The sequence below is a fragment of the Vibrio sp. T13N genome (genome assembly GCF_032970445.1).
Taxonomy (GTDB): domain Bacteria; phylum Pseudomonadota; class Gammaproteobacteria; order Enterobacterales; family Vibrionaceae; genus Vibrio; species Vibrio diabolicus.
Genome location: NZ_JAWJYE010000007.1, coordinates 1 through 12,134, shown reverse-complemented (window position 1 = coordinate 12,134; position 12,134 = coordinate 1). Strand labels below are relative to the sequence as shown.

Below are 12,134 nucleotides of genomic sequence, written 5' to 3'. Positions count from 1 at the left end.
ATGGGTGAATACCTTTGGTTAGCGCCAGCGGTTTTGTGTGGCTTAATTGCGTTAGTTGGGAATGTTGTGCTCGGGCAGCAAGTCTTACAGCGGCAGATCATTTTTATCGATCTGGCGGTTGCTCAGGTCGCAGCATTGGGAGCAGCGCTAAGTCACTATTGGCTGAACTCTTCTTCTTGGTATGCTGGTTCTCCTTGGCTATCCGAATCATGGCTTGGCAGCATGCTTGGTCCTTGGATGATGTCTTTGGTGCTTTGTGGTGTTATTGCTGCGCTTGAAAAGCGTAACCATCCTCACCTAGAACCGATGATCGGCAGCTTGTTTGTTGTGTCCGCTTCATTGGCAGTATTACTGGTTAGCAAAGACCCACACGGTGCCGATTTTATTCAAGGGATCTTGAATGGTCAGCTACTGTGGTCAACATGGCAAGATGTTTGGCCTTTGGCTGTCATTACGGGGGCAATGTTATTGTTGCTAACGCTAAAACCAGAGTTTATGCATGGTAGCGGTTTTTACCTCATCTTCGCTATTTTGATGCCTATCACCGTCAAACTGACAGGGATTTACTTGGAGTTTGCCTTGCTTGTGATTCCAGCTTTAGGTGCCGCAAGCCTTAAAGGTAGACGTTTTTTAATCGCCAGTTTAGGTATCGGAACAATTGGTATTCTGCTGGGGATAGCAGCTTCTGCAAAGTATGATTTACCGAGCGGTGCGACGATTGTTATTACGTTGTTTATCATCGGAGTGATATTTAACCTGCTCCCACCCTTCAAAAGGCACGTCTTGTTAGAGACAAAGCATTAACACGGCATTTACTCAAAGCACCACTGGCATTGTTGGTGCTTTTTTCTTCAAAGGCTTAGGGCTCACCATCGTATTTCTATCTTGATTCTAGGAATAATACGGGCTGAAACATCATCAAGTTGTCTTGATTCATTCACATCCTACTTCCAGAATATTCCTATAGTTTCATTATCTAAATAAACCCCTTTGCGTATGAGAAGCACAAAACCACATAACGATAAGCGCTTAGGAGCAAGCAAGATTTGTACTCTCAACATTTAAGGAAGACCAAGATGAAAGACGAAAAAGTCGCCGTCGTTACAGGGGCTGCTCGCGGTATAGGGCAGGCCATTTGCGAACAATTACTAGAAGATGGATTCCACGTCGTGGGGCTAGATATCTCGCCTGTGGAGTGGAGTCAGTCGCCAAACCTTTCAAGTTATCAAGTGAATCTCTGTGAGGCCGCAGCGGTAAGTGAAGTGGTCGACCGCATCGTCGCGAAACATCAACGCATTGATGTTCTGGTCAACAACGCCGGGATAACGAGAGATGCACTGCTGCCAGACATGTTAGAGCAAGACTGGGACAGCGTTATCGACGTGAACCTAAAGGCGGTGTTTTTACTCACCCAGCGAGTTGCACCTGTCATGCTAGAGCAAGGCGCAGGCAGTATTGTCAGTATTTCGTCTATCGTGGGAACGGATGGCAATATTGGTCAAAGTAATTATGGCGCGAGTAAAGGTGGCGTGATAGCGATGAGCAAAGGCTGGGCGAAAGAGTTCGCAAGAAAAGGCGCTCAAATCCGAGTCAACTGTGTTGCTCCAGGTTTTATCGCTACCGACATGACAAAGAGCTTGCCTGAAAAAGTCATTCAAATGATGGAAAGTAAAACGCCTCTGGGACGCATGGGCTCGGCGCAAGACATTGCCAATGGCGTTGCGTTTCTAGCGTCTGATAAAAGTGCGTTTATAACCGGACAAGTGCTCAAGATTGATGGTGGGTTGGTGTTATAGCTCGCTAATCAAAATCTCAAATAACAAACGCCCTTTACTTATGTTAAGGGCGTTTTTGTTGGGTAACGCTATTCGGGCTTTTGACACGTTCACTTTATTCGTTTCGCACTGCCGGATTTGTATGATTAAGTATAGAGTTAGAACACGTAATTCATTCTGGCATCGTTCTCAGTTATTAACCTAGCAATTTAGCTAATCAAAAATATTAACTTCGAAATAGAATAACTATTGAGGTATTAAAGTATGATTTTATTGCCCATGATATTGTTTTAAATGATAATGCCACTAAATAATTAACTTTGAATACTCACTATGTACTTAAAAACTGTACTGTTTAGCGCGTCAACTCTTCTTATTTTGGGCTGTAACTCCGAATCAACTAACCCATCTACTGAAGAAAGCGGATGGATAGTTGTAAGCTCTCACTCCGAGCCAAGAAAACATCAGGTAATTTACGAAAAACATAGCAGGAAAGGTCTAAGTCTTGCCACTAACGTTCCGGATCTTGACCTGCCTTTAACTTACCAATTGGCGAACCAAATTATTGAGGTCAAAGAAGAGCTTACATTTGGTGAAAATATTGATGGGAACCGCCTAACTTGGAAAGCTATTGGCAATTCTAAACTTAGAGAAAACCAAGTCCACTACGGAGTTAATAAAGATTACTCAGCTTCTAATGAAGGTATTGCTATCGGCTATGTTAACTTTGAGTCGAGGTTTGAGGCTGAAGGAAAGCTTGGAATCGAAAAGTTATTCATTGCGATGTATGACGATGTCAAGAGTGTCAAATTTTACTCTGGATGGGATAGTTCTAAAATATCTTGTTACCAAAATACGTTTGATGAAGACTTAGCTTGTTACGGTGAAATTTTAATTAACGACGATATAGTTCATGTTTTTGATAAATATCTGCCGTATGAATATGTAAACATGGTTTACGACACCGTTATGTCCAAAGGTCGAGAAGAGATAATTGAGGCAGATTTTCAACATCAAATTAAATACTTACTAGTCGCCAAAGAGAATAACGTTGAGATGCATTAGACTACATTAGCTTGATTACTTTTTGGTAATGAGTGGCTTTTCGAAACCGATGTGACCATGAGCAAGATTATTGGATTTTACAAAACTCATTTATGTTCAAAAAATGAGTTTTGTAGATATTAAAATGCATGGAGCCAATGCTCTCACTGATTCTATGAAGTTTTTTGTGCGCTCTAACCACAAGACAATCTATAAAAGACGTTGAGCCAACGTCTCTGCCACAATGCCACCTGTTAATAAGGCTGAATTTCAATGCCTGTTTCTCATTACCATTCAAATGTGCGCTGGTTAATGATTTTTCTGTAATTAACACAATTGAACGTGATAGAAGTAACAAAATCGCTTCCTTGCGGTAACGTTCCCGAAATTTTTATATATTATCGCCTTCATTGATACAAGTGGTAGAGACGCTCTGTATCTGAGCGCTCTGAAATTCAGGCTTTAGATGGACATTTAAAGTCACCATAAGTTTGCAATTTTTCTTGGGAACGTTTGCAGATAACCTAAGTATAAATTTACGTGAGACTATGGAAATGAAACTACACACTTTGACGATGGCAGTAGCGCTTGGGCTGGTTACTGCACCTGCATTCGCAACAACAGATGTTGACGCTCTTGAAAAGCGAATTAATGAATTAGAACAGAGACTTGAACAGACAGAAAAAGTATCCACAGAAGCAAATGAGAAAGCCTCAAGCTTTGAGTTTCATGGCTACGCTCGTTCCGGGCTGCTCATTAATGATGATCTGAATGGTGCAGTGGGTACTGGTCCTTACATGACGGCAGCTGGTGCTATTGGCGCCCCAATTGGACGATTAGGGGTTGAGGATGATCATTATGTGGAAGCAAACCTTATTCACAAACGCTTTGCAGATGATGGTTCCAGCGCATTGTTCCGAATCATGCTGGCAGATAGTACGGAAACCAATAACGAATGGACAGCGAGTGAGAGTCAATTAAACGTTCGTCAGGTATATGCTGAGCTAAACAAGTTGAGCATGTTCTCTGAATCAAGTGCGTTTGCTGACGCAACGTTTTGGGCAGGTAAACGATTTGACCGTGATAACTTTGACATTCACTTCTTTGACTCGGATATCGTTTTCCTATCTGGTACTGGTGCAGGTGTGTATGACATCCAAATGAGCGATTCGTGGAAAGTAAACTTCTCGATCTATGGTCGTGATTTTGGTGAGATTGATAGCTCGTCAACGGATGTTGAAAACTATATCGCGACAATGAACAACCGCTTTGGTAATTGGCAATTGATGCTGAGCGGCATGACGTCTGCTGATAACAATGATCGAGCAGAAGGCTCTGCGGACAAAGGTTTACATGCGATGTTTGCCTACCATGGCGATACCTTCTTTGGCATGAGTGAAGGCTTCTCTAAAACTGGTATTTTGATGGGTGATGGACTGGGGGCGGAACTTAAAGGCATAGGTTCAAACGGTGATTTGCTAGAAGACGCAAAAGCCGTACGCTTGTTCAGCTATGGTGTAACACGCATCGGCGACAATTGGCGTGTAGCACCTGCGTTGTTAGCAGAGCACAGCCAAGATCGCTTTGCCAAAAATGATGAATTTACGTGGGCATCGTTCAACATCCGCTTAGCGCAAGAGTTTACACAAAACTTTGAGATGGTTTATGAAGGCTCATACCAATACATGGACCTAGACAATGCGATTGATAAAGCAAGTGGCAGTTTTTACAAAGCGACAATTGCACCAACGCTTAAGATGTCTACCGCAGCAGGTTTCTTTGACCGTCCGGAGCTACGTTTTGCAGTTAGCTACGTTGATTGGAGCGAAGACTTGAATGGCTACTCGATTAGCCAGGATGCGGGCGCTGCAACGATGGGGGATGGTGGTGAAGTTCTGTTTGCACTGCAAATGGAAACTTGGTTCTAAAGGGCTCTAACCGACAAAGAGTAATAAGAAAAGCGCCAACTGAWWTCAGTTGGCGCTTTTTCATTAACAGGACTGACGCTCAATCGTTTTGAAGGTTAGTACCATCTTACTCATTTCAAAACTTCTGTTGGCAATTCTATCTAGTAACAGTTTCGCACCATTTTCACCTGCTTTATCAAATGCATAGTTAAATGTTGATAAGGTTGGGGTGCACACTGATGCGAGCTCATCATCACCAACTCCTAGCACTAAAACGTCTTTACCCGGTGTTAACCCGAGCTCTTGAATAGCTCTCATCGCACCGATAGCAATACGGTCTGTCGCACAGAACAAGCCATCTAGCTTACGGTTCTCTGTTAAGTGTTGTTTTGCCAATGAATAGCCAGAGTCGATGGTAAAGTCACCACGAGCATGGAAGGCGAGCTCAAAACCATGGTGTTGCAGCGCTTGAACAAATCCTTCAGAGCGTTGCTTATCTACCGCGATATCGTCACCTTGTACGCCAATAAAGCCCATGGTTTGGCAACCTTTTGCAACCAGTCTATTTCCCGCTTCAAACCCTACTCGTGCGTCATCATGAATGATGCTTGGAATATTAAACATGGAACCATCCTGACCGACGAGCACAACTGGGACCGCTGAGTTTTGAATTGCTTTGACCAGCTTGGAATCGAGGTGGGTCGCGTAAAGAATGATCCCTTCAACCCGTTTTTGGTTAAAGATCTGAATATATTCCAGTTCTTTTTCGTGGACTTGGTGAGTGCTAGCAAGTAAGACATGTTTCCCCGCTTTTTCAAGGACCTCGGTTAATCCATCGACGCCTTGGGACGTGGCATGAGAGGAAACCCGAGGAACAATGACACCAACCAGATTGGTCTTTTGAGATTTTAGATCTTTAGCGACTTGGTTTGGCACATAGCCACACTCAGCTACTGCTTGGCGGACTTTCTGTTTTGTCGCTTCTTTTACGCCATACTCATCGTTTATAACCCGTGACACTGTTGATTTTGATACGCCAGCCAGACGGGCGACATCATGCAGACTCGCCATTGTTCCTATCCATTCTGTTTTTCGTTTTTGGGATTGTTTGCAAAGAGAAGATGAAAGGCTCTTTGATAAGTAGCGATTCTAACCTCCTATACTGCTCTTAGGGAGAGAATTTGACGATCATTCTCACATTCTCTCTGCTTTATCTTTGATCATTTGGTTTTGTTGAGCAAAAATCTGTTTTGCAAACGTTCCCGAAAATTTCGCAAGCTCAGATAATAATCCAATGGGGTATGAAATGAATTATCCGGCAGTAGCAAAAGAGTTGTTAACTCTATTAGGTGGTAAAAGCAACATCACTGCACTTGCGCATTGTGCGACACGCTTACGCCTTGCCGTTGCAGATGAGCAAAAAATAGATGAACAAGCGATTGATAGCCTTGAAGGGGTAAAAGGGCAGTTCAAAGTTGCGGGTCAGTACCAAATCATTTTTGGATCAGGCATCGTAAACCAAGTTTATGCAGAAATGGCGAAGTTGACGGGGATGAGTGAAATGTCCACCAACGACGTTGCGTCTGCTGGCGCAGAGAAACAAAACATCGTTCAGCGCGCGGTGAAAGGGCTGTCTGATATTTTCGTCCCAATCATTCCAGCAATCGTCGCTGGCGGTTTGTTGATGGGTATTTACAACCTACTGACTGCCCAAGGCTTGTTTATTGATGGTAAATCCTTGATTGAGGCCAACCCAGGACTGACAGACTTGGCGAACATGATCAACACGTTTGCGAACGCTCCGTTTGTTTACCTGCCTATTCTGCTGGCATTTTCAGCCAGTAAGAAGTTTGGCGGTAACCCATATTTAGGGGCAGCGCTAGGTATGTTGATGGTTCACCCTGACTTGCTGAATGGTTGGGGATTCGGCGGCGCATCTGTGTCTGGCAACATTCCGGTTTGGAATATTCTTGGTTTTGAAATCCAAAAAGTGGGTTACCAAGGTTCAGTGTTACCGGTTTTGGTATCGGCATTCATTCTTGCGAAGGTTGAGCTAGGCTTACGTAAAGTCATACCTTCTGTTTTAGACAACCTTTTAACGCCATTACTGGCGATTTTCATAGCGGGTTTGCTGACGTTTACTGTCGTCGGTCCGTTCACGCGTGATATCGGTTTCCTATTGGGTGATGGTCTGAACTGGCTATACAACACAGCTGGCTTTGTTGGTGGTGCGGTATTTGGTCTTATTTATGCTCCGTTTGTTATTACTGGTATGCATCACAGCTTCATTGCGATTGAAACTCAACTTCTTGCGGATATTGCAACGACGGGCGGCACCTTTATCTTTCCTATTGCGGCGATGTCTAACGTTTCTCAAGGAGCGGCAGCGTTGGCGGTGGGCGTGATGAGCAAAGATAAGAAGATGAAAGGTATTGCGATTCCATCTGGTGTTACGGGTTTGCTGGGTATTACAGAACCAGCCATGTTTGGTGTTAACTTAAAACTACGTTACCCATTTATTGCGGCAGTTTGCGCTGCGGCGTTATCAAGTGCGTTCATCACAATGTTTAATGTGAAAGCTCAGGCATTGGGTGCAGCTGGTCTTCCAGGCATCATTTCCATCACGCCGGATAAGATTGGTTACTACATCGCGGGTATGGTGATCGCGTTCTTGACCGCATTTGTTCTCACCATTGTTCTAGGTATGCGTGACCGCGCTAAAGTCGGTAAAAAAGCAGCGGCTTAATCTGAACTCCTTAAGGGTGGAGTCCCCCAAAGTCCACTTCTTTTCCTAAATGTTTGGGGTGCTAGCCAAGCACTCATGGTTTGGCTAGCCTTTTTCAATTTTTACTTGGTAGTGAATGTGTTCAACACGTTGGACTATCAGGGCTTTAATTTTAAGGTAAGCAAGATGAATCAAGTGTGGGTAACTGGTGATGCTGTTGTCGATCTAATACCGGAATCTGAGACTTCTTTACTCAAATGTCCCGGAGGTGCACCAGCGAATGTCGCCGTAGCAATTGCTCGTCTATCTGGTAAGAGTGCGTTTTTTGGACGTGTGGGTGATGACCCATTTGGTCGCTTCATGCAATCAATACTCGATCAAGAGGGCGTTTGCACGGAGTTTCTCATTAAAGACCCTGAGCAAAGAACATCAACAGTGGTGGTGGATTTAGACGATCAAGGTGAACGCAGCTTTACGTTTATGGTAAAACCGAGCGCTGATCAGTTTATGTCTGTTGAAGACATCCCAAACTTTAAGCAAGGTGACTGGCTGCATGTTTGCTCGATTTCACTGGCAAATGAGCCAAGTCGAAGCAGCACATTTGAGGCGATCAAAAGAGCAAAAGCCGCTGGTGGTTTCATTAGCTTTGACCCTAACTTGCGCGATGAAGTGTGGCAAGATCAATCAGAAATCCAAGCTGTCGTGATGAAGGCTGTAGCGATGGCTGACGTGGTTAAGTTCTCTGAAGAAGAGCTTTTGTTCTTAACTGACTCAACTTCGATGGCACAGGGTTTACAACAAATAGCCGCTTTGAATATTGCGTTGGTCTTGGTGACACAAGGTGCGAAAGGCGTTTGGCGCGTCTTTGAAAGTCAGAGTGAGCTGATCACTGGTCAAGTCGTTAGTCCGATTGATACCACAGGTGCGGGTGATGCTTTTGTCGGAGGGCTACTGGCATGTCTGTCTCGGCATGCCGATTGGAAAAATCATCCTGTTGTTAGCTCTGCGATTCAATGGGCAAATGGCTGTGGTGCATTAGCGACGACGCAAAAAGGCGCAATGACCGCGCTTCCGACCCAGACAGAATTGCTGCGATTTATTGGGCAATGATCTTCAGATCCAATTTCAGTTGAGAAAAATTATGAGCTTAAACAACCGTTGGACTGTAGAGCAAAGGTATCGCCGACTTGAGCAAATCCCTCAGTGTGATATCGAAGAAATGACACTTTCACGTCAGCAAGATAAAGGCTTTCCTAGTTTTCATATCGCCCCTAGATTTGGGCTGTTAAATGACCCAAATGGGTTGTGCTATTTCAATGGTGAGCACCACATCTTTTACCAGTGGACGCCAGTGGGACCAGTCCATGGAATGAAGTATTGGTATCACCTTTCTACTAAAGACTTCATCCATTTTACTGATCATGGTGTTGGTCTTCATCCCGACCAAGACTACGATTCACATGGCGTTTATTCGGGTGGCGCTTTGGTGGAAAACAACCAGGCTTTGCTTTTTTTTACTGGCAACAAGCGTGACCAAAACTGGAATCGAATCCCAACACAGTGTTTTGCCACCATGGACTCAGACGGCAACATTGAAAAGCATGGTGTGGTCATTGAGAACGAACATTACACGGAGCACTTTCGTGATCCAAAAGTTTGGAAGAAAGGCGACGACTATTTGATGGTGGTGGGTGCTCAAACCAAAACTGAGCATGGCTCAATGGCGCTTTATCAAAGCAAAGATTTGAAAACGTGGCAGCATAAAGGTCCTATCAAGACCAAGTTTTCTGACCTTGGGTACATGTGGGAGTGTCCTGATTTCTTTGAGATTAATGGTCAATCGGTGATGCTGTTTTCTCCACAGGGTGTGAGCAGTAGTAATCCTTATGATTTCAAAAACATCTATTCTGTCGCGTATATCGTGGGTGATCAGTTGAACCTAGAGTCGATGACTTTAGAAAACCACCAAGATATTTTACAGCCAGATTATGGGTTTGATTTCTACGCCCCCCAAACCTATTTAGATGAGAGTGGGCGTCGCATTCTTATTGCATGGATAGGGTTGCCAGAAATCGACACACCATCGGTCACACACCAGTGGGCAGGAATGTTGTCTCTTCCTAGAGAACTAACGTTGAAAGATGGTTTTCTTGTTCAAACTCCACTCCCTGAGCTGGAGAGTTTAAGAAAAGAAGAGGTGGTCTTTGCACAATCCCATACACTGGAAAGCACAAGTTGTTTGATCCAATTAGACCTTGTGGGTGATGGTTTTGAACTTGAGCTGAGTAACCTCAAAGGTGACAACATCGTCTTTAGTGCGACAGAGCACGAGTTTATGCTGGACCGTCGTTACATGTCTCATTTGTACGCAGAAGAATTTGGTAGCATTCGAAAAGCACCAAGATTGGACGCTAAGCAGACGATTGATATATATATCGACAACTCTGTCATCGAGATTTTTATTAATGGTGGCAAACACACGATGACCAGTCGTTTCTTTATTGATGACCTCAACAAGGTAACGTTGAAAGGGTTGGAGCAAGCAAGGCTTTTCCCTTTGAAAGGCATCACTGGTTTATTTGAATCTGCTAAGTAACGGTTTCGATTACAAAGATATTAAAACGCCCTTCAYTGASTCARTGAAGGGCGTTTTTCTTTTTAACTATCTTTCACGTACGTAAGTCTTCTGAACCAAAGTATCTAACACTACTTCGCTCTTAGTGACTGTAAAGTTAAGCGGTTGTTCTAAATCACCAAACAGAGGTGCGCCGCCGAGTTGGGCTTACTCATTATTGTTAGCATCTCGAACCTAACTCACATTAACACAACGTTTTTCCTTATAGCGTGAAAGAAAATCCCATAACCAAAGGTTCTAATTAAGTGAAAGGTCAGGACTTTTATTTGAAGATTCCGGCCTAATATCTTGGGTATGCCCATTTATCGAATGCGGTGGGTTACTTCATCATGCTTGCTGGCGCACTGAGTTTGCCAGTTTGATAATGCATTCAAACACAATAAGGGATAACAATGGCTAACGAATACATTCCACCAAAAGTTTGGACAAACGATAACGAAAACGGTGGCCAGTGGGCGAGCATTAACCGCCCGGACTCAGGCGCTCGTCATGAGCAAGAATTGCCTGTTGGGGAACACCCATTCCAACTTTATTCCATGGGGACTCCAAACGGCCAGAAAGTAACGATCATGTTTGAAGAGCTTCTGGCGGCAGGCGTAAAAGAAGCAGAATATGATGCATACCTGATCAAGATTGGTGACGGCGACCAGTTTGGTTCTGGTTTTGTTGCTGTGAACCCGAACTCGAAAATTCCGGCCCTAGTTGACCGTTCAGGTTCTGAGCCAGTGAACGTGTTTGAATCAGGTAACATCCTATTCTACCTAGCAGAGAAGTTTGGTCACTTTCTACCAAAAGAGGGCGCAAAGCGTGCTGAAGTGATGAACTGGTTGTTCTGGCTGCAAGGTTCTGCGCCATACCTAGGCGGTGGTTTTGGTCACTTCTACGCGTACGCACCAGAGAAGTTCGAGTACCCAATCAACCGTTTTACAATGGAAGCAAAACGTCAGTTAGATGTATTAGACAAGCGCCTCGCAAACAATGAATTCCTAGGTGGCGATGATTACAGTATCGCTGATATCGCAACATGGCCATGGTACGGCAACCTTGTACTGGGTCGTGCTTACGATGCGGCTGAATTCTTAGACGTAGAAAGCTATAAAAACGTTGTGCGTTGGGCGAAAGCGATTGATGAGCGAGAAGCTGTCCAGCGTGGTCGTATTGTGAATCGCTCATGGGGAGAAGAGTGGGAGCAGTTACCTGAACGTCACAGCGCAGAAGATATTGATAAGGTATTGAAGCTTAAACCATAAGCAAACTTGGCTCAGTCACTTCAAGTAAGTTTGTTTTCATCCGAACTCATACTCCAAAACTGATCAAATCCATAGCGCATCTTACTAGATGCGCTACTTTTATTTGAATTGTAACCCCGTTGAAGATTATTCAATCTATAGATGGTTCTTTGCTTCTATTTGTCGTTTTCATATTCAACAAGCCCTCTGCATTTCTATTAACTATTAGCTGATGATATTCTAAAAATTTATACTTTAGATAACCTTAAATTTATAACTTAATTTTATATCTAGTATAAATAAACTTAATGATAATTAATCTTTGACATAACCTTTTATTTTGTGTGGAATGTGCAGGTTAATCTATTTAAATTAAAATTTATAGATAAATAAAATTTAAATAATTTACTGAATTCTACATCTAGCTTTGAGCAATGTTTAATTACAACTGCTTATACCATGAAAGAGGATATGTATAATGTCGTCGTTTGATTCGTACTGGGTTGGGGTACGTGAAAGAATTGCTATACAAACTGAAGGTAACCGAAATTTAAAGTCTTTAGTGATAAAAAAGCAGAGAGTGAACTTAAATAACAGTGGCTTATCTTTTCGTGCTAAAGCCGGATGCCTTATCCCTCATTGTTACACTCAGTTTACTGATGACGATACAAACTCAAAGGCATCGAAAAAAGCCTCCCTTAGTTTTAAGAAAGGGAAATTATACTTTTCTCCTGTCTAGTAATAGATAATATTTAGGTTATATATAAATTAAATTTTTATTTTTATCTGAAATTCTGACAATAAATTATTATGTTGTTA

General features: G+C 43.2%; 9 protein-coding genes and 1 pseudogene. 8 read left to right on the top strand and 2 right to left on the bottom strand.

All coding sequences use genetic code 11. The features are described 5' to 3' along the window. From R2S67_RS12990 to R2S67_RS12975, 4 genes are all read left to right on the top strand, one after another. Complete coding sequence (locus R2S67_RS12990; RefSeq protein ID WP_317344946.1) at nt 1-804, top strand: metal ABC transporter permease; 804 nt, start codon at nt 1-3, stop codon at nt 802-804. Nucleotides 805-1,076: 272 nt separating this feature from the next. Further along, entirely contained in the window at nt 1,077-1,796 is a 720-nt protein-coding gene (locus R2S67_RS12985; protein ID WP_005392780.1) for a beta-ketoacyl-ACP reductase, read from the top strand. A 312-nt stretch (nt 1,797-2,108) separates the two neighbouring features. After that, a complete protein-coding gene (locus R2S67_RS12980) occupies nt 2,109-2,840 on the top strand; it encodes a hypothetical protein (RefSeq protein ID WP_012842374.1) in 732 nt (243 codons plus the stop codon). Nucleotides 2,841-3,373: 533 nt separating this feature from the next. Beyond that, on the top strand, nt 3,374-4,747 hold the full coding sequence (locus R2S67_RS12975; protein WP_282150266.1) for a carbohydrate porin: 1,374 nt from the start codon (nt 3,374-3,376) through the stop codon (nt 4,745-4,747). A gap of 63 nt (nt 4,748-4,810) precedes the next feature. Here R2S67_RS12975 and R2S67_RS12970 read toward each other — a convergent pair whose 3' ends face one another. Then, nucleotides 4,811-5,797 carry a LacI family DNA-binding transcriptional regulator gene (locus R2S67_RS12970; RefSeq protein ID WP_182033256.1) on the bottom strand — a complete coding sequence of 329 codons (987 nt, stop codon included), beginning with the start codon at nt 5,795-5,797 and terminating at the stop codon, nt 4,811-4,813. Between the two features lie 235 nt (nt 5,798-6,032). On the opposite strand from R2S67_RS12970, the gene R2S67_RS12965 reads away from it, so the two are divergent. The 3 genes from R2S67_RS12965 to R2S67_RS12955 all read left to right on the top strand — a co-directional run bounded on the left by R2S67_RS12965 (nt 6,033) and on the right by R2S67_RS12955 (nt 10,047). Further along, on the top strand, nt 6,033-7,472 hold the full coding sequence (locus tag R2S67_RS12965; protein WP_048624798.1) for a sucrose-specific PTS transporter subunit IIBC: 1,440 nt from the start codon (nt 6,033-6,035) through the stop codon (nt 7,470-7,472). Between the two features lie 165 nt (nt 7,473-7,637). Next, nucleotides 7,638-8,561, top strand: a complete 924-nt coding sequence (locus tag R2S67_RS12960) for an aminoimidazole riboside kinase (RefSeq protein ID WP_182033257.1) — start codon at nt 7,638-7,640, stop codon at nt 8,559-8,561. Nucleotides 8,562-8,592: 31 nt separating this feature from the next. Then, the gene (locus tag R2S67_RS12955) at nt 8,593-10,047 is read left to right on the top strand and encodes a sucrose-6-phosphate hydrolase (protein WP_317344944.1); all 1,455 of its coding nucleotides are present in this window, start codon (nt 8,593-8,595) and stop codon (nt 10,045-10,047) included. A gap of 66 nt (nt 10,048-10,113) precedes the next feature. Here the strand turns inward: R2S67_RS12955 and R2S67_RS12950 are convergent. After that, nucleotides 10,114-10,224: pseudogene (locus R2S67_RS12950) on the bottom strand (dihydrofolate reductase); the annotation flags it as partial. Nucleotides 10,225-10,478: 254 nt separating this feature from the next. On the opposite strand from R2S67_RS12950, the gene yghU reads away from it, so the two are divergent. Next, on the top strand, nt 10,479-11,336 hold the full coding sequence (yghU, locus tag R2S67_RS12945) for a glutathione-dependent disulfide-bond oxidoreductase (RefSeq protein WP_053807951.1): 858 nt from the start codon (nt 10,479-10,481) through the stop codon (nt 11,334-11,336). The last annotated feature ends 798 nt before the right edge of the window (nt 11,337-12,134 follow it).